Source organism: Sporosarcina sp. P20a (assembly GCF_002743175.1).
Lineage (GTDB): Bacteria > Bacillota > Bacilli > Bacillales_A > Planococcaceae > Sporosarcina.
Genome location: NZ_PDYT01000002.1, coordinates 82,707 through 102,137 on the forward strand (window position 1 = coordinate 82,707; position 19,431 = coordinate 102,137).

The 19,431-nt window shown below is 34.6% G+C and carries 19 protein-coding genes; 7 read left to right on the forward strand and 12 right to left on the reverse strand.

Going from position 1 to position 19,431, the window contains the following annotated elements; genetic code table 11:
* Positions 1-16: 16 nt before the first annotated feature.
* The 4 genes from CSV72_RS03830 to CSV72_RS03845 form a co-directional block, all read right to left on the reverse strand.
* On the reverse strand, positions 17-1,288 hold the full coding sequence (locus tag CSV72_RS03830) for a TRAP transporter large permease (protein WP_099677209.1): 1,272 nt from the start codon (positions 1,286-1,288) through the stop codon (positions 17-19).
* Positions 1,289-1,304: 16 nt separating this feature from the next.
* Complete coding sequence (locus CSV72_RS03835; protein WP_099677210.1) at positions 1,305-1,802, reverse strand: TRAP transporter small permease; 498 nt, start codon at positions 1,800-1,802, stop codon at positions 1,305-1,307.
* A 390-nt stretch (positions 1,803-2,192) separates the two neighbouring features.
* A complete protein-coding gene (locus CSV72_RS03840) occupies positions 2,193-3,308 on the reverse strand; it encodes a TRAP transporter substrate-binding protein (RefSeq protein WP_099677211.1) in 1,116 nt (371 codons plus the stop codon).
* Positions 3,309-4,018: 710 nt separating this feature from the next.
* Positions 4,019-5,209 (reverse strand): sugar diacid recognition domain-containing protein, encoded by a 1,191-nt coding sequence (locus tag CSV72_RS03845; protein WP_099677212.1) that lies wholly within the window; start codon positions 5,207-5,209, stop codon positions 4,019-4,021.
* A 620-nt stretch (positions 5,210-5,829) separates the two neighbouring features.
* On the opposite strand from CSV72_RS03845, the gene CSV72_RS03850 reads away from it, so the two are divergent.
* The 5 genes from CSV72_RS03850 to CSV72_RS03870 all read left to right on the forward strand — a co-directional run bounded on the left by CSV72_RS03850 (position 5,830) and on the right by CSV72_RS03870 (position 11,887).
* Positions 5,830-6,996, forward strand: a complete 1,167-nt coding sequence (locus tag CSV72_RS03850; RefSeq protein ID WP_099677213.1) for an NAD(P)/FAD-dependent oxidoreductase — start codon at positions 5,830-5,832, stop codon at positions 6,994-6,996.
* 18 nt (positions 6,997-7,014) lie between these two features.
* On the forward strand, positions 7,015-8,712 hold the full coding sequence (locus CSV72_RS03855; protein ID WP_099677214.1) for a thiamine pyrophosphate-dependent enzyme: 1,698 nt from the start codon (positions 7,015-7,017) through the stop codon (positions 8,710-8,712).
* Between the two features lie 17 nt (positions 8,713-8,729).
* Positions 8,730-10,040 (forward strand): aspartate aminotransferase family protein, encoded by a 1,311-nt coding sequence (locus tag CSV72_RS03860; protein ID WP_099677215.1) that lies wholly within the window; start codon positions 8,730-8,732, stop codon positions 10,038-10,040.
* A 21-nt stretch (positions 10,041-10,061) separates the two neighbouring features.
* Positions 10,062-10,847 (forward strand): SDR family NAD(P)-dependent oxidoreductase, encoded by a 786-nt coding sequence (locus CSV72_RS03865; RefSeq protein WP_099677216.1) that lies wholly within the window; start codon positions 10,062-10,064, stop codon positions 10,845-10,847.
* A 269-nt stretch (positions 10,848-11,116) separates the two neighbouring features.
* Positions 11,117-11,887: a LamB/YcsF family protein gene (locus CSV72_RS03870; RefSeq protein WP_099677217.1), complete on the forward strand. Its 771-nt coding sequence runs from the start codon at positions 11,117-11,119 to the stop codon at positions 11,885-11,887.
* Between the two features lie 358 nt (positions 11,888-12,245).
* Here CSV72_RS03870 and CSV72_RS16985 read toward each other — a convergent pair whose 3' ends face one another.
* Positions 12,246-12,401 carry a hypothetical protein gene (locus CSV72_RS16985; protein WP_233191069.1) on the reverse strand — a complete coding sequence of 52 codons (156 nt, stop codon included), beginning with the start codon at positions 12,399-12,401 and terminating at the stop codon, positions 12,246-12,248.
* A gap of 685 nt (positions 12,402-13,086) precedes the next feature.
* Between CSV72_RS16985 and CSV72_RS03880 the strand changes: the two genes are divergently transcribed.
* Entirely contained in the window at positions 13,087-13,656 is a 570-nt protein-coding gene (locus tag CSV72_RS03880; protein WP_099677218.1) for a hypothetical protein, read from the forward strand.
* 192 nt (positions 13,657-13,848) lie between these two features.
* Here CSV72_RS03880 and CSV72_RS03885 read toward each other — a convergent pair whose 3' ends face one another.
* The 3 genes from CSV72_RS03885 to CSV72_RS03895 all read right to left on the reverse strand — a co-directional run bounded on the left by CSV72_RS03885 (position 13,849) and on the right by CSV72_RS03895 (position 14,760).
* The gene (locus CSV72_RS03885; RefSeq protein WP_099677219.1) at positions 13,849-14,028 is read right to left on the reverse strand and encodes a hypothetical protein; all 180 of its coding nucleotides are present in this window, start codon (positions 14,026-14,028) and stop codon (positions 13,849-13,851) included.
* A gap of 84 nt (positions 14,029-14,112) precedes the next feature.
* The gene (locus CSV72_RS03890) at positions 14,113-14,355 is read right to left on the reverse strand and encodes a hypothetical protein (protein ID WP_369802877.1); all 243 of its coding nucleotides are present in this window, start codon (positions 14,353-14,355) and stop codon (positions 14,113-14,115) included.
* 135 nt (positions 14,356-14,490) lie between these two features.
* Positions 14,491-14,760, reverse strand: coding sequence for a hypothetical protein (locus tag CSV72_RS03895; protein WP_099677221.1), 270 nt, complete (start codon positions 14,758-14,760; stop codon positions 14,491-14,493).
* Between the two features lie 445 nt (positions 14,761-15,205).
* Between CSV72_RS03895 and CSV72_RS03900 the strand changes: the two genes are divergently transcribed.
* Positions 15,206-15,634, forward strand: coding sequence for a HEAT repeat domain-containing protein (locus tag CSV72_RS03900; RefSeq protein WP_099677222.1), 429 nt, complete (start codon positions 15,206-15,208; stop codon positions 15,632-15,634).
* Between the two features lie 176 nt (positions 15,635-15,810).
* Here the strand turns inward: CSV72_RS03900 and CSV72_RS03905 are convergent, their stop codons facing one another.
* From CSV72_RS03905 to CSV72_RS16675, 4 genes are all read right to left on the reverse strand, one after another.
* A complete protein-coding gene (locus CSV72_RS03905) occupies positions 15,811-17,286 on the reverse strand; it encodes a WD40/YVTN/BNR-like repeat-containing protein (protein ID WP_099677223.1) in 1,476 nt (491 codons plus the stop codon).
* 579 nt (positions 17,287-17,865) lie between these two features.
* Positions 17,866-18,012, reverse strand: coding sequence for a hypothetical protein (locus tag CSV72_RS16670; protein WP_158232141.1), 147 nt, complete (start codon positions 18,010-18,012; stop codon positions 17,866-17,868).
* A gap of 127 nt (positions 18,013-18,139) precedes the next feature.
* Entirely contained in the window at positions 18,140-18,325 is a 186-nt protein-coding gene (locus CSV72_RS03910; protein WP_099677224.1) for a hypothetical protein, read from the reverse strand.
* 828 nt (positions 18,326-19,153) lie between these two features.
* Complete coding sequence (locus tag CSV72_RS16675; RefSeq protein WP_158232142.1) at positions 19,154-19,318, reverse strand: hypothetical protein; 165 nt, start codon at positions 19,316-19,318, stop codon at positions 19,154-19,156.
* Between the last annotated feature and the right edge of the window lie 113 nt (positions 19,319-19,431).

The following is a 19,431-nucleotide window of genomic DNA, read 5'->3' on the forward strand; positions in this document are numbered from 1 at the left end:
TCCTCCATCAAGAGAGTTATTTTGTTAGTACAGTACTGAACCAAGGTACGTATATAAGAACAATTGTAGCTAAAACTAGCGCAACTAAATATGGAACAGATCCCCTTATGACTGTAGTTACCTTTACTTTAAAATGACCACTTAATACGAACAAACTAATTCCTACAGGTGGCGTTACTTGTGAAATCATCATACATGCTACTGTAATTACACCAAAATGTACTGGATCATATCCTAATGCAACAATTGTAGGGAAAACAATTGGAATAGTAATATATAAGATTGGTAATGCATCCAAAAACATACCGAATATGATATATAACCCTAAAATAGCAAGTAAAATAAGCCAACTTGGGATGCTTAACTCAGATACAAATTGAGTGATTTGAGCCGGAACCTGTATATACATTAATGCTGTTGAAAACAAAACTGCTCCACATAATAATAAGTAAATAACTGTCGTTGTTTTGATTGAAGCAATAAAACTATTAATAATATTCTTCTTTTTAAAGTCCTTACGATTAAAAATATAACTAATTAGAAGTACGTAGACAACTGCAATTGCTGCTGCTTCAGTCGGTGTGAATATCCCTAAATAAATACCGCCCAGTATGATAATCGGCATTAATAATGAAGGTAATCCATCGATGAATGATTTGATAATTTCTTTTTTACTAGGTCTTACTTGTGACATTGGTTTAACTTTATATGTGAGAATAACTGCAGTAATAATCAATACGGCTGCAATAAATAGCCCAGGTATTATTCCTGCCATAAACATAGTTCCGACATCTAGTTGAGTCATTGATGCATAAACAATCATATAAACACTAGGCGGGATCATTTGTCCTAAAGTACCAGAAGTTGCAACGATCCCCATGCTTTGTTCTTTTGAATAACCAAGTTTGAGCATCTGTGGAACAACCATTGCCCCAACAGCGACAACCGTTGCTGCAGATGAGCCAGATAGTGCTCCGAAAATCACACACGACAATACTGCGGCAGATGGCATTCCACCAGGTAAATGACCAACTAAGTTTGTAATGAATTTCAACATTCTTTTAGCCATTCCTAAATCAGTCATTAAATTACCTGCCAATAAAAAATACGGAATAGCCAATAAAATCCAACTGTCAGTTGCAATTAAATATTGCGACACAACAGTTTCGATAGGTAGACCTAAAAAACCAAAGAGTATTGTTCCTCCACTTATACTTAAACTAAGCCATATCGGAGCTCCTATAATTAAAAAAGCTAAAAATATAACTAAACCAATTAATATAATCATACGTCACCCCTACCTTTTATCTGTCGTTTATCGTTTTAATACCTTTTATAATTTCTAGTATTGAATAAAGTAATCCGATAATCATTCCAATTAAAATCGCTAGCGCCGGGACGAATAATAACATTCCACCGGATAAAGTTTTTATATTCATACCTAGTAAAGAGAATGACCAGTTATATCCACCGTAGATTAAAAAGGCAAATGTTAGAGCAAGGACTATATTAATTAGTAAATCAATGTATACCAAAACCTTTTCATTAAGTATTTCGTGTAATGCACTCATTTTAATATGTTCATTTTGTCTAATTAATGGTCCCATATAAAAAAACACGCCATAAACAATCGTATAAGTCGAAATTTCCGCTAAAATTTCGTGTGAAATTCCAAATGCATAGCGCATTATCACATTTGAGAAAGCCAATAAAACACTGATTCCCAACATTGCAATAGCGAAGTATTCCAAAACCTTGTCTAATGTATCAATCGCTTTATCTAATACGTTTATTTTTTCCATATTTCTAACTCCTCTTTTATCCTCTACTATGCTTATTTTTTTACATTCATCCAGAACAGTGTAATACAGTATAGAAAGTAAACGAATAGATAAATCAAATTACTTACTTACATAAGCAACAAATCCGTACCATTTTTTAATATTCATCAAAATCTTGGATACGAAAAAGTTACGTTCCTTTCAAAGTGACATTTATTCGTGCAATGACCTGTATCTAGCGAACCCCATCAAATGTAAAACCATCCTTGACTACTTTCGCTAGATACAGGATATACAAAAAATCGATATCGTATAGAAAAAATATGTAGATAGGGTAGATTGGGAATCCCAATCTACCCTCTTCTTCAAGCTACTTCTTAGTTCAAAGTTATTGTTTTGTGTGATAATTACTTATTTCATTTCATCTTTAATTTTTTCCGCTTCTTCAATAAATTCTACAGCACGCGGCTCAGTTTTTGCGTAACTATCGTATATGCCTTTTGTTGCTTCTTTCCAATCTTCAATTTCTTCATCTGTTGGATAGTATGTTTTCACGCCATAATCATTTTCAAGCTTTTCGAAAACATCTTTGCCTTTTTCTCTTACTAACTTATCTGCATACTCTTCTAAGTCCCTGCCTGTTTCAACTAAAATTTCTTGTAGATCTTCTGGTAATGAATTGAACTTATCCATCGAAATCATTACTGGCATAACATAACTAATTAACGGATAAAGTGATTGAGTTTTAATTGGTAATTTACTGTCGTATACATATAAAGGAACAATAACCATGCCATCTACAACGCCTTGTTGTAATGCTGTTGGTAATTCAGGTCCTGGAATAGATGTTCCGCTTGCCCCTACCGATTTTAAAGTCTCTGAAGCTATTGGGCCTCCCGGGACTCTAATTTTTAAACCTTTAGCACTTTCTGGACTAGTGATTACTCTCTTTTCATCTCCGGTCCAAATAGTACCGTACATATCAGTGGAACTCATTGAAAGAACTTTAACCCCTTTAGTTTCCATGAGTCCAGCAATTTTTCTTCCACCATTTTCACTATCAATAAAAGCTTTCTTGTTGTCTAAATAGACATCGTTATCATTCGGGTCATAGTTAAATAGAAACGGTAAATCGAAGAAGTGCCAAATTGGATCGAAACTACCAGCAATTGCTGAACTTGAGTGAACCATATCAGCTTGCCCTTGAAGCATGGCCGGAATTTCCTGATCACTAGGCATTAGCTGACCATCTGAATAGGTTTCAATTTTCAAACGTCCATTACTACGTTTTTGAACTTCCTCATCAAACCACTCAACATATTTATGGTGCATTGAAGACTGTGGGTGTGAATGTACTAATCTTAATACATATTCTTCGTCATCTTTTTCTCTATTCGTTTCTTCTGAAGTACCTTTGTCGGAATTTTCTTTGTTAACGGCAACTTTTTCTTTCTCGTCCTCGCCACCACAAGCCGTTAGTACTAACAATACCATTGCAACGAGCAGTAAAAGTAATCTTCTTTTCATAAAATCCCCCCAAATCAGATTTTTTGAAAACGCTTTCTAAATTTGCACTATTTAGTTATTTACGTTTACAGCTTCAGTCTAATTCTTTTTCTTATTGATAGCTATTCACAATATATACAATCTTTGTTTCGAATTCACGTATAAATTTGTGCACTTTATACGTGGACCCTTCAATTAGAAGCGTTAATATGTGGTGACGCCTAAAATTCAGTGTTTTATATTGCGCAGCTAATTGAAGGGTGTGAAGACGGTATTGTATCCGACTAATGCAAGCCAATTTTTATTTGCTTCGTTCGTTATTATAGTACTCAAGATATAATTCGAATTCTCGTTTTAGTTCTTAGTACGTGCGGTTTTTAACTGAGATACAGTTTACGATCAACAGAACATATAAATTCCGTAATGTCAGTCGTTGTCCTTTCTTATGGTTTACTATAATTCCTTTATTTCTTAGTGCTTACTGAAATCTAAGATAGCTACAACTTCTGTCATTATATTAAAATACAGACTGTCTTTCATAAAGCTTTGTACATCAAGCTTATATTGAACAGAACAAGCTTTTTAGTTTTATCTCTAGCCAATCCTTCTATACCTTATTTATTATAGACTTTTATCCAAAATTCCGATCAAGATATTCCTGAACAATTTTCATCTGAAATCCAACGCTATATTTAGCCATAAGAAAACACCCCGAAAGTTTGATCTTTCCTCTAACTTTCAGGGCGCACCTCAATAAGGTGCTTTTTTATATATATATATAAAATTATACAATGATTAAAGTTATTAATATCAATATTTGTAATCATTTTTATTTGATTCATTCTATAGATTAATGAATTTCGATGGAGATGTAAACTACGGGCTGCATCACTGAAGTTAAATTTACTTTCACAATAAATAATAAAAGTTTTCGATAATACTTTGAAATTATTGTGATTGATAAATGGATCTAATGTAGAGGAGATATTTTCAAACTTTTTTTTAGGAAGTGAATTAATAATAATATTTAACTTGTTTGAAAATTCATTATAATTAAATAAGAATTGTTTTGGATATGTTTTTTCACTTGACTCCATAGCTATAAGCGCATTGTTATATGATTTTTGTATTCCTTCAACACCACTACTAGGATCTCCTATAGCAATTTTTGCTGACACATTATATCGTTCCAACAAAGTATTATTAAGCTGCTGTGCGTTTCGTTCAATCTCATTGAATAGTTGTTCGGTATCTTCACCGACAACTTTCAGTATACAAAACTGTTCAAATGTAAGTCGACCCATAATATCAAGAGGACTTACATTAAAGACTTCATTAATTGTTTCATAAAATTGATCGTAAATTTGTAATGATGGTTCCGTATTATCGTCATTATTTTCTCGGCTAATTTGAATAATAATACATATTCTTTCCTTATCAATATTAAACCCCATCATACTGCCGTAGCGTGTAATTTGTTCGATGTTATTTCGTGAACTTTCATAGTTCAATATATAATGAATGAGAGTATCCACTGCATTTGATTGTAATGATTTCATTTCTTTCATCAAAGTTTCATGACAAATCATTTCAATATGGTTTTTAACGAGTCGAATGTAGTTTGATGTTTCAATATCTTGTCCAGTTTTCCCAATTATTCCGACCGCTCCTAAAACTTGTCCATTTACAATAATCGGACTGGCTACCCCAGGGAAAATACCCGGATAATCTTTGACAGCCTGTTCATCAAAGAATGTTAATTTCCTCGTTTTAATAACTTCCGCTAAGAGAGAGTCGAAAATCCCAATACGACTATTGTCATTTACACCTATTAAATATCCGTTTTCATCAGAAATAGTTACTGGAAAACCAATTATTTTAGTTGTATCTTCTGATATTTTCTGTGCAATTTGTTCTAACATTGTAATATTCCACCTATCTCATGATTTATTAGTAACCCTATTATCATTAGCTTCACATAAGCTGTGACTAAGCTTTAGTTACCAGTTAAACAAAACGACTGCGAAAAAGGGAAATACTCAAATAAAGGTAAAGCTGTTGTTTTAGTAGCCTTTTACAAAATAAGAGGAACGATTAATAATGACCTTATGTGATAGTTTCAAATTAATTTGTATTATTGGAGAAAGCCCAAGTACATTTGTAGATCGTCATCCATGTTTCTATCTTTCATTACACGAAGACCTCAATCCCATCTAAAATACAATAGAACAATAAGAACACGAAAGATTGTATTGTTAACTTCGTTATTTGGGGTAATTTAACTTCTTTATTCAATTATTACAACACTTCTGTTTTATTATATATGACAAAACAATTTAAACAAATACTTATTCAGTATTCTTTGTTCAAGTTGCACTATAAAACCAAATCAAAAGACTGAATATTCGTAAATAATGGTAATGGATTCTGTCAATCTATTTAGAATACAATTAATATGCGAAACTCTATAAGCGTTTTACGTAGTTGTAGAGGTGTCCTATTAAACAGGAAAATAAATTCTAAATATTTAGGGGAGATATTAATGACAAATAATTACGATTTGATTATCGTTGGCGCAGGGATTATGGCAACTAGTTTAGCCTACAATTTATACAAAGACGGTTTTACGGGGAAAATTGCACTATTCGAAAAGGATGACAAATACGAATATTCCTCTACACCTAGAAGTGAAGGTGGAATTCGTCAAACTTTCAGTACAGAAGTTAACATTCGTATGAGTCAATACAGTTACCAAGTATATAAGAAATTTGAAGATGAGATGGCATTCGATGGTGAGAATGCACAAATCAACTTTAATGAAAACGGTTACTTATATTTACTTGATAAAAAATCAATGCCAATCTTTGAAGACATTTTAAAAATACAAGAAACTTTAGGTGTTAAAACAAAGTTTATGGATCAAAGAGAAACGCAATCTTTTTTTCCCGAATTAAATGTTGAAGATTTAGTAGGCTCAGTATTTGACCCAGAAGCTGGAAACGCAGACCCTTATTCTGTGTTACAAGCGTATATCAGGAAAATAAGAGAATTCGGTTTTTCATTTATATATGAAGAGGTTGATACAATTTTAACAGAGCGCAATAAAGCAATTGGCATTCAAACTACTAATGGTGATAAGTATTTCGCGCCGATTGTTGTTAATGCAGCAGGTCCCTGGTCTGGTGATTTAAGTGCAAAAATAGGACTTGAAATTCCGGTAAAACCATTAAGACGTCAATTGTTTTCAATTGATACCCAACTGAAATTCCAAAATGAATTTCCATTTACATTTGATCCGACCGGTCTTCATTTCAGAAGTGAAAGATCAAAAGTAGTAGTTGGCTGGGCAAATGATGTTCCTTATGGCTACGACTTCAAACTAGAAAAGAGTTTTTTTGAAGAAGAAATTTGGCCTGTTTTAGCTGCACGTTCATCTCATTTCGAACAACTTAAATTAGAAACTGGATGGACTGGTTTATATGATTATAACTATATTGACCAGAATGCAATTATAGGCGGTCATCCAGATATGAGTGGGTACTTTATCGTATCAGGATTTAGTGGTCACGGATTCCAACATGCACCAGCTGCTGGAAAAGCGTTATCTGAACTAATTCGTTTAGGAAAGTTTGAAACAATAGATGTATCTTCACTTTCAGTAGAGCGATTTAAAACAAATAAATTAGTAATTGAAACAGCAGTCTATTAAAAAAAAAGGGTGAATAAAATGAAATTAACAGACGGACAGATAGCAGTTGATGTATTAGAAGATGAAGATGTAAATACAGTGAATTTGACAGGCGGTCAGTTAATAGTTGATGTATTAGAAAAAGAAGGCGTAACTAAGATCTTTGGTGTGCCAGGTGAAAGTTATTTAAACGTTCTTGATGCAATTTATGAGCACCAAAACATTGAATATATTTCTACCCGACAAGAAGGTGGAGCTTCTTTTATGGCTGAAGGATATGCAAAGGCTTCAGGTAAGGTTGGAGTGTGTATGGCAACAAGAGGACCCGGTGCAACGAATTTGTCGATTGGTATTCATACAGCACATCAAGATTCAACACCACTTGTAGCATTAATTGGTCAAGTAGAACGTGAGTTTAGAGATCGTGAAGCATTCCAAGAAGTTGACTTCGTTGGCTTTTTCAGCCACCTATGCAAATGGACAGTAGAAATTAACCATGCTGATCGTGTTCCTGAGTTACTGCACCGCGCTTTCCATATTGCTCGTTCTGGACGTCCAGGGCCAGTACTTGTCTCATTGCCAGAAGATATGCTCGATGATATTGTTACAAAAATAACACATCAAAAATTTAAATCGAGTACAGTCTCCCCTGACTATTTGGCAGTTAATGAGGCTGCTAACTTAATTCAGAAAGCGGAACGCCCAATTATTATTGCGGGTGGAGGAGTCATATTATCTGATGCAACTGAAATGCTAGTTAAGTTATCAGAGTTATCTCAAGCACCCGTTGCTTCAGCTTTTAGACGTTTCCACTCCTTTCCAAACTCCCACGATAACTATGTAGGATCATTAGGAATTGGCGCACGCCCAGACTTATTAAAATATATTAAAGATAGTGATTTAGTTATTGCTTTAGGAACTAGATTCTCACAAATGACGACATCTGATTACACATTACTAAATGAAAATTCAAAACTCATTCATGTCGATACTTCTGAAGATACATTAGGGAAAGTTTATACACCAACATTACCGATAGTGTCGGACGTAAAACGTTTCCTTGAAGAAATTGTAAAACTAGTTCCAGAAAATAAAGACGAAAAAAGAAAGAGTAATAAAGAAGAAATTCGTAATAATTACGTTGAGTTTTCTACTCCAAAATTGATTGAAAAAGATAATTATGTTGATATGAACAGTCTTGTTCATCATTTATCTGAACAACTGCCGAAAGATGCGATTATTACGAGTGATGCAGGTAACTTCTTCTCATGGTTATCACGTTATTACCGTTATGATGAAGGTGGTAAATATTACGGACCAACTTCGGGTGCTATGGGATATGGAATGCCAGCCGCAATTGGAGCTAAAATTGCGCATCCTGACAAAGTTGTCGTATCGTTATCAGGTGACGGTGGATACATGATGACAATGCAAGACTTTGAAACAGCTGTTAGATACAACGTTCCAATCGTTTCTATCGTCATAAATAATAATATTTTCGGGACAATTCGTACACACCAAGAGCGTAAATTTCCTGATAGAATGGTTGGTACTCAATTATCTAACCCTAACTATAAAGAAATTGCTGAATCTTTCGGTGGTTTTGGAGAAAGAGTTACCAATACAAATGAATTTGTTCCGGCATTAAAGAGAGCTTTAGCATCTAACAAGCCTGCTTTAATTGAAGTATTAACAGATCCGCGTATTTTATCTGCAAATCATGATCAAACGATTTAATAGTAAAGGAGATTACAATGACATCGATAAATATAAAAACAACAATACCTGGCCCCAAGTCGACTGAACTATTAAAAGAAAAAGAAGAATCTGTAGCAAGAGGAATCTCTACAGCTTATCCTATTGCAGTAGAAAAAGGTACAGGAGCAGTTCTAACTGATATTGATGGAAATTCTTATATTGACTTAGCAGCGGGAATTTCTAGTTTAAATGTAGGTCATTCTCCAAAACCTGTAGTTGATGCATTAAAAAAACAGCTCGATTTATTTATAAATCCTGTTTTCAATGTAACGATGCATAAACCGTATATTGATTTAGCTAAAAAACTAAATCAAATTGTCCCCGGTGATTTTCAAAAAAAGTCTGTTTTCTTTAATAGTGGAGCAGAAGCAATTGAAAATGCTGTGAAAATTGCTCGCCGATATACAGGTCGCAAAGCAATAATATCTTTCGATCGTTCATTTCATGGCCGTACAATGTTAGCAATGACTTTAACTGGGAAAGTTAATTCGATTAAAAAGGGATTTGGTCCCCTAGCATCAGATGTCCATCATGCGCCCTATCCGTATTACTTTAAAGATGAGCGTACAGATAAGCAGTTAATTAATGAACTTAAACGATTGTTTCAAGTGTCAGTTTCTCCAGAAGAAGTAGCTGCAATTATTTTAGAACCTGTCCAAGGTGATGGTGGAGTTATCATTCCTTCAAAACAATTTATACAAGAAATTAGAGCTATCTGTGATAAATACGGTATTGTATTAATCGCAGATGAAATACAAACAGGATTCGGTCGTACAGGTAAAATGTTTGCTATGGAGCATTTTAACTGTGCAGCTGATCTGACAGTAATGTCGAAGTCGATTGCTGCAGGTATTCCACTAAGTGCTATTACAGGTAAAAATGAAATCGTTAATTTCCCAGAGGTAAAAGAACTTGGAGGTACACTTAGTGGAAATACTTTAGGATGTGTTGCAGCATTAGAGGTTATTAAGATGATAGAAGATGAAAGCTTACTAGAGCGTGCAAATGAAATCGGTCAATTTATTAAAGACAAGCTTTCTTTCGAATCAAAACATATTGGTGAAATTCGTCATTTAGGAGCTATGATTGGAATTGAAATTGTATTAGATAAACAATCTAAAGCATCTCATCGTAGCTTTGTAAGTGATGTAGTAAATAAATGTTTTAAAAGAGGGGTTTTATTTATGAGAGCCGCGGATGGAGATGTTATCCGTCTCCTACCACCGCTCATTATAACTAATGAGCAACTAAACGAAGCGACGTCTGTTATCGTAAACACCATAAAGGAACTTGAATATTTACAATAAACTAATTATGAGGTGAAATTAATGCGACTAGAAGATAAAGTATCAATAATCACCGGTGGTAGCCGTGGAATTGGTGAAGCAATAGCTCAAATGTTTGGTAAAGAAGGTTCAAAAATTGTTATTGCTGACGTTAACGAAGATACCGGAAATGCTGCACTTGAAGGTTTGATGGCAGAAGGAATTGATGCAATTTTTGTTAAAACAGATGTTTCTAATGAAGAAAGTGTTATTAATCTAATGAATAAAACATTAAATGCATTTGGCGGTATAGATGTTTTAGTTAATAATGCTGCAGTATCGATTAGAAAGTCTGCAGAGGAGACATCATTAGATGAATGGCAAAAGGTCCTTGGCGTTAATTTAACCGGCGCATTTTTATGTTCAAAATATGCAGTTCCCGAAATGAGATTAAGAGAACGTGGGGCAATTGTTAATGTTGCCTCTTGGCACGCCGATAAAACAATAACTCGCTTTGCTGCTTATGCAGCTTCAAAGGGTGGTATGACAGCTTTAACTCGTCAGATGTCGCTTGATTGTGGTAAAGATAATATTCGTGTTAATGCAGTATTACCAAGTACAGTTGATACACCTATGTTGTATGATACGATGAATAATTTACCTGATCCGGAAGAGGCGTGGAAGCAAACGCTTGACTATCAACCTTTAGGAAGAATAGCTACTGCTGATGATATTGCTCATGCATGTTTATTTTTGGTAAGTGATGAATCTTCCTACATTAGCGGGCATTCATTACGGGTAGATGGTGGAACTTATTCAAAAGTAGCAAGACCATTAATGTTCGATTAACTAATGTTACTCAACTTTCGCACCGAATTAAACAACTTAATCTGTAAGCTATACAAACTTTGTAGTTCTGCTAAAATGTCTAGTTATAATATCCAAGCTAGTTATTTTATACAAGTATATATAAGGAATCTAAGTTAACCTGTCCCTACTTGTTTTTGCTTTATTTTGCAACGTAGAACTTTATGCAAACAATTTACTGTATTGGTTTTTATTTCGTTAGCTAATTGTCATTAAATTCATTTAAAAGATTAGTAGAAAGGAAGTTAATGATGAAATACATTGATTTAAACTGTGATATGGGTGAAAGTTTTGGCGCTTATAATTTAGGTAATGACGAAGAAGTTATTGAACTAATTTCATCTGCTAATATTGCTTGTGGTTTTCACGCAGGTGACCCAAATGTAATGGACAAAACTGTTGAAATGGCGAAAAAACATGGTGTTGGTATTGGTGTTCATATGGGTTACCCTGATTTACTAGGATTTGGCCGTCGCGATATCGATATCGCCAAAGATGATCTAGTCAATTACATTATTTATCAAATTGGTGCGTTACAGGCGTTTTGCAAAAAACATGGTGTAGAAATACAACATATTAAGTCACATGGGAGTATGGGTAATATGTCATATGTAAACCATACAGTAGCAGATGCTGTCACAGATGCAATATTACACATAGTACCTAACACAAAATTGTTTGTAATTGCAAATACAGTTATTCATAAACTAGCTGTCGAAAAAGGTATTGCTGTTGTTCTCGAGGTATTTGCGGATCGCACGTATACAAATGACGGTACGCTTGTTTCTCGTAAACAAGAAGGTGCAGTAATTAAGGATCCAGAAAAAGCCGCTGAACAGGTTTTACAAATGGTTTTAGAAGGTAACGTTACTACAATTGACGGTAATGTTATCGATATGAGCGCTGACAGTATTTGTGTTCACGGTGATACCCAAGGGGCACTTGAAATCGTTAAATGTGTAAAATCAAAACTTGAAGAAAATAACGTTATAATTGCCCCAGTAGGTACATGGTTAAAATAATATTTTTAAAAATGATATTCCTGAACTATTTGGGAATATCATTTTTTTCCAGTTAGTATTTCAAGCTTTCTCAAGTAATAGTTCTAAATTTGAAAATGGGTGTTTTAGTGGATAAATTTACCTTGATATAGTAGATTTCATAATTAGAATTGTCTTTTAGTTCTTTGGTGATTGCTGAGTATTACCGACAGAATGAGCCACTAATGCGGAATTTCGAGCCGGTGAATATTGGCACGAGAGCCACCAATCAGATGAATGAGTAATTGAGCAGCAGGGAGCGATTCGCACCTGGTCTTTCACCCCACCTAACGTACCGTTCTTAATACGACAGTTCAATTAAGATTTATAACGCAAAATTTCATAACGAAATACTAAACTTTTGATCCCTTGGGAGCTCCAGTAGAAGTTCCACGAATTTAGTAACTGGTTCCTTCCATTTCTTCCACATACTAATGCGTAATCTTCTTCCAATCCACGAATCAAATGCAGCAAAAGAGCTTGGTGTTTCTGTCAAGGCAAAGTATCCAGCCCCCCTTCAGATATTGAATACGTTTCTTAATTGGATAGCTATATGCCTCACCATACGTAAATTCGATTTCTCGACAAAGTTTCTGCTGTGTCGGATACTCGTTATCTGAACAACTACTTGCCCATGTTACTTGATCATCTTTACCAACACGCAATGTCACACCAATCTTAGGTCTTTCCATATCATTTATTTGAAAATGACTAACTACATGCCCTACCTCATAATGTTTTTGGGAAGTTCTGACCTCCTTACTCGGATAGTTTTTCAGATACTCACTAACTGTCCTGTATACTTCTGCATGACTATTCGTTTTAAAAGTAGCAATAGTATAGAAAATATCCTATATAGCCTATAACAAGTATGTTAGATAACGTTATAGATAGCCTTTTTCTGAAAATAAGCCAAAGAACTACACTTAGATAAAATCAATTATAATACTTCACCTGGATTCCTGTAATCGCTACTTTTTAGGTACCAAGGCCCGAAACAATACTTCAGGAACAACGTAAATGAATGATGGTGCATTAAGAACATCTTGTTCAGTGTGAAAAGGATACAGAAGAGTAGGAAGTAAACGGTGTCATGCTAGAATGGGGTGGACAATCAACTAGTACTGTGTGAAAGTATAATAAATAGTTGTGTGAAAATAACTTACGAGGTGAAATACATAGTGGATATTGAAGTTTTACGTAATGTAGAACCAGATCAAGATTGGGTAAACTTACATGGAGATTATGATCAATTTCATGTCTATGGTGATTATGCTCTTCATGAAGATTACGTAGAATACACAGCAGCTTTAATGCAAAAAGCCGCTATCAAATGCTTTGCTTTCCCCTTTTATATTCATTTTGAGGGGTACGAAGATCAAATCGATTCGATAGTATTACATCAAAGGGACTTCCCCATTTATTATCAAAATTCTGGAAGGACAGTTCTCACCACGTCGGACGGAAAAACTTACCACGCCGAGATTCCATCCTTCACTGTCAAAATAGTTAACGAAGATTCATTACAAAAAGCATTTGCAGAGTGGTTCCATTTAGCAATGGAAAATTGCATGTGGATAGTTACACAAAGCAATGATTTACACTATAAAAACCAATTTGCACATATAGATATGGAACAACAATCCGTAATTTTGTTAGCTGATCACGATGCCCATAGTGTATCGTTCATCACTAATGATCCATCCTATCGAAAAGAGGAATATTTACGATTGGTATTTGAAGACGAATAAATCTACTTTTAAAAAAGCTTTCAATGTGTTCCGTTAACAGAGATAATTGCGTTTATCACGTAAGTTCAGAAGCGTTCGCTCGTTCCTACGCCAAATTTATCAGGCTACGCTCATATCGACAGGTTTCATACACCTTCCTGTTATCTGGGTGCATTTCTAAAAAGATGAGCAGAATATTCTCTCTCGTACTAATCACTTTGCTTTCCCAGTAGCACTTTTATTAAAACCATAATAGGCGGTACCTGCTATAAACAATGCTGTACTAAGCCACATCGTAATGCCGTTCCAATCCCCTTTTGATAATGTTATATTTGCGAGATTGACAAGATGTATGGCTATAAAGAAAAGATATAATCCAGTCGTCGTCTTCATTACTTTACACCTCCAATACAAAGCTTTTGCGTAATATGAACACTATCACTTAGTAAGTAGCCCTATAATTGATTCATATTATTCTTACCTTTGAGGCATAGTGTACGTCACAGAAGCACCGGCACTCTCTTCAATCCTACTAAATATTTCTTCAAGAATCTCTATTGCTCTTTCATTAGATTCATATTTACCCATACTTTTATTCCATTGATCCAAAAGACTACTTTCAATAAATCCTACGATATGTTTTCCTTTTACAGAGACATCTCTTACATTCATCAAGCTTTGTTTATTTTGTGTAAGTATCCATAACATATAATCATTCATCCTTCCTGCTCAAACTTCTCGCTTTCATTAGTAACCCCTTTATGATTTAATAGTTCATCTTCTACAACTGCAACGGTTTGCTGGGAGTCGTTGTATTATTTCAACCTGTCTCATACCCAATTATTTTGGAAGTATTTAATCACTTATTTTAATTTGATATGAAGGAACTAATACATGATCAACGAAGACTTTACAGTGGGTACTAAAAAATCCTCCTAGAGTCACTTTTATGCTCTTTGATTCATTTTCTTTATTCCTAATACGCCCATTTAAAGTCCCTCTAAATGCTAAGCCTAAATTTTCATCTTGCAATTCTCCATCTACATACAAATTCTCCCCTGTAAACCATCTATTCTCAACTTGTATTCGATGACCGTCATAAATAGCTTCAAATACTTTCTTCATTCCGTCACCCCTATATTAGTCTTTGTCCGGTTATATAAAAATTGCTTATTCTACGAATACATCCAATAACTATATTTCTTTACTTTTACACCCTTAATTTATATACGGATGAATGCCCTATAGGTTTCATTTAATTAAATGGATCGATTACTGAAAAACACAGATCCTTCATTTTAGAATCGCATTCGGTAAAGGGATAATCTTCGGAAAACGTTGATATAATAAAACCAGGCACGTTCCGGTGGGCGATGAACCGCACCCCAATTGTAAAGACGGCCCCTACTACTTTTCAGGTGCCAGGTCCCAATACAATTCTGAATAGTTTTGGGGACCCGGCACCTCGATTAACTAGCGATTCATCGCTATTTTCACCCAGACAACGTATAATGATACAAGCAGAAGAAAAATTCATTTTTTCTTTAGTTAAAAAAAGAGGTGCAATTACGTGAAAAATTTCGAAACAGCATTACCTGAGCAATATGAAGCATTAAAAAAACAGGCCAATTATACGTCTAGCTGGCGAGATCGTTTGGAAGCAGTGAAAACATTATCGGATTATAAACATGACAAAGTCATAGATTTATTAAATAATCGTATGCAGCATGATACTGTCTACCAAGTTCAATTAGCAGCTTACGAAGCACTTGCCGCATTTGGCGAGGATGTGGAAAAACCATCTCCTGCACGTTTTGATATTATTAAAAACACAGACAAGATCTTCCTACGGGTCAAAAAGAGCTTGCCGAAAGACCATACTGTGGCTGACTTTGCGGATAAATTAAAGCGTATGCGTGTAGACGTCTTTGATGCGTATGAAGGCGACAAAGGCGTAGAATTTATGAGCTGGTTAGAGGAACGTTGGTCAAAACTGTAATCCGTAGTTTTGCAATATGTGAAAGTTAGCCATCCTCTCCCCTAGTGGAGAGGATGGCTTTTTTATCTTACGGTACGGTTCTTCGAAACTACTAGTACTATCGAATGAAGTTTCACCGTAGATACTAAAAAAACCACCGATATTTCTACATTGTAAATATCCATTTTATAAGACTATTAACTGTTAACCTCTTTTATATATTCCCAGATTTCACCGTTATCATTTGATTGATAAAGTCCACTACTATTACCATTATAATCACCATCTGATCCTTGCCCAACTAACATATTAAGAACCCCATCTTTCTCAAAGGGCAGACCTGGAAAATCAAAAGGATTTATAGATTGCCCACTATCTAACTTCATTTCCTGTATGGCATAACTTACCTCTTCGAAGGATATCCCTCCATCACTTGTACGATATAACACTCCTTCAGTACCAGAAGGTCTTGCTGCCCTTAAGAATCCAATTTCATCATTAATAAAAGTTATTCCTGCTGCACTACCAACTGTTCCATTGAATGGATTTTGATTTATGACTGTCCAAGTTTCACCACCGTCACTGGTCTTTCTAAGTGAATACAAAGTACTTCCTAATGCTTTATCCGTAACATTTAACATATATCCTACTTCTTTTGAGTAATAAAACTGTTCATTGCTATTAGCTATCTCTTGCCGATCAGCTTCAAAACTTTCTTGATTTTGAGTCGTATTTGACTGACTCCAATCTGGAACACCAATTAAATTATATCTTGCAGGTAGTATCTCTTTCTCTTTTCCAGGGACAAAAATAGATACCGTATAGCCAATTATTTCAGTTGTGATTTTTGTAGGAGTCTGCTCTATACCATTCTCATCGATGTGAATAATTCCCTCAGTATTGTAGCCCCAATTTCTCTTCCCGTAATACACTACTCCATACTTACCTTCATTCCACATACCAACTGTCTGCTTAACTGGAATAACTTTAACCGTTCTTATTAAAGGCTCCACTAGTTTGTCCTCATCATAATCGGCATGTAGATATCCGTTTACTCTTATAGTAATAGTGGACGCTTTATTTTGATCATAAGTGATTAGAAAACTTTCTTCTTTCTCATCAGCGTTTTTCCCATAAACAAATGTATCGATAGATGTGATTGTTCCATCCGGATTAAATTCAAGATGAAAATCACTTTCCATATATAATTTCTTCGGCAAAGCATATTCTTTATTTATATCTGTAAAAATCCCTTCTACTCCATCCACATATATATTGTTATGTTCAAATTCAACTGAAACTTCATTTTTTAATCTATCAATAAACCAAGCTAGTTCGCCTCCGAAATTGGTTGCGCTTTGATAAATCTTCATTCCATAAAATGATGTTATGACTATCATAATTACAACAGAAACATATCTCCATGCCTTTACATGAATCTTTTTGTTGGGTTGAGGTTCTTTACCTTTCACAATTTTTATTGCAGTAAATGCAATGAAAGAAATTAAAAATACTGTAGATACGAATAAAATAGAAACAGTATGATCTATTCTTCCATACATGCAAAGTAAAGCTAATTCATAACAAAAAATCCAATATACAAGTATGAATAGTGGATTTGTTAATAATGATAGCAATATCTTTTTCGGATTCCCTCTAAATATGTAAACCACTCCTAACCAAAGTTCGTAATAACTTCTTATTTTGAATATGCTTTTCGTAAAATTTCAGTCTACTATACTATTGATTGAAGCAGCCGAAATCGTTATTGAATCATCGGCCCCAATTGAAGCGTAATTATTATTTATTCTTTATTTCCTCTAAGAGAGAGATGATCTTATCATTCTGCTCAATCACTGTTTGATTCTGCTTTCTTATTTTTGCAAAGTCGAACAAATATACGATCAAAACTACTAATATAAAGATCGCTAACACTTTTCTCCCTCGTTTCATACACCGCTCTAACGAAAATATTTACAAACCCAAAGTAAACGACAATTTGGCCCGTTTGGTGCGCAACAGTTGTTCAGTTAACGCGCCTGTTTGGGGCATAGTTATTATTCCTTTTCCCACAAAATCCCGATAGGATTAGGTGGTTTGTTTTCTTTTCCACCATTCACAAAATATATATGCGAATTAACATCACCATACTGCATAATATATGGCATTTCTAAAGACTCAAATAATTCCCTCTCATCATCTTCAATCCTAAATATGTATGCCTCATAACCTTCTCCATCAGACGCAGTAAGTTATCTTTCAGATTCGCGTCCCTTCAAGGCCTCATCAATCGCTCGTCTCAATTCTAATAGTGCTAATTTATTTCCCACAATCACTGCCCCGTCGTGCGGAAAATGCTGAGCGTAAATATGTAGATATTTTTCATCTTTAAAAGTCATCCCAATCGCCATCTTTCATCTGTTTTTAATAAAATAGTTTTTCTTTCTTCTGGTTTGAGTAACATAATGGCCAGTAAACAGCATAAATTTTGTTAAGCAATCGCCCCTGTTAAAGGAATAATAGCGTTCAATTGGTTCTATAGTTTCTAACCAAGTAAGTACCTGATATAACAAAGAAAGCCACGATAGCTGTACCAGTTGTATAACCGATTACTGTCCAATTTATTTCTCCGTTTCGCATCATACTCACAATTGTAATCCCTGTAAGTAAGCCTAGAATTAGATAGAAGAATGCTCTCGATATATTGACCAAATTGTGACCTCCTTAAATTATCAAACAATCAATCTGGCCCGATAGAGGCTCTAACCTTCTGCCGTTAATACACCCAGAAAGATCAGCTTTTGAACCCGTTGATCTGAGCTGCAGCCGGACGCGTGTCTTATGGGCGGGCGGTGAACCTTCCAGAGTCGCCGGCTTCCGCTCCGATCAACTAAGCGACTACGAATAATATTCTTCGACAATCGCCCCAGATAAATCAATACGGTTTATTTTTCTTTATTCATTTGAAAGGCTGTTATGATGCCCGAGAACATCAACAAACCTCCTCCGAAATGCATTATTTTATTACCTGTGTCGCCTAAACTATTAATCGTCAACGAAAGCATAAAACCCCCAATTGCCACCGTAAAAATTATTAATATCTTTTTCCACATGGTAAATCAACCCCTAATATTTACGTCATTTTGCTACAAAATGGCCCGATTGAAAAAAAGGTAATACTTTACATAACATAAACTAATCACTTCTCTTTTTGTACTCATGAGGTTTACTTGCCCAATCTACAAACGTAGACACTAACGTAACTCCAATAGTTAAGATTATATTCTCAAGCCATTGAATTTTTGAAGTAGAAAACCACTTCCAGAGCGTTATCAGCACAAAAAATATTAAGGCGAACTTAAAGCTTTTTTTCACCAAACGATCACCTCATAATGACTTCGCTATTTTAATTTCCAACAAATGGACCGATTGTTGAAATCTATTCTATCTTAATCTACCTCTATTTTTTTATATTATTCCAGATGATAATACCATAAAAAGTAAGTGTGTTTTTTGTTTTTTCTGATCTTTTATCTTTTCTTAAAACTTATTAAGTAGCCAGAAAATCAGTGTAAAAAACAACATTAAACTTATTTCTTTTATACCTACATCTGGATTAAGAATAAGTGTATAAATAGAGATAAGCCCGAAAAAAGTAAGTGTGGTATTCAAAAAGTTTTTATTTGTAGACTCTTTTTCATTCATTCCAAGCACTCCTTTATATATTTTTTCTAAATCAAGTGTACAGAAAAAAATGTAAATACTCTCCCCTCATTCTAACTTTTATACTCCTAGATATTTACAGCCCTTTTAGTAAA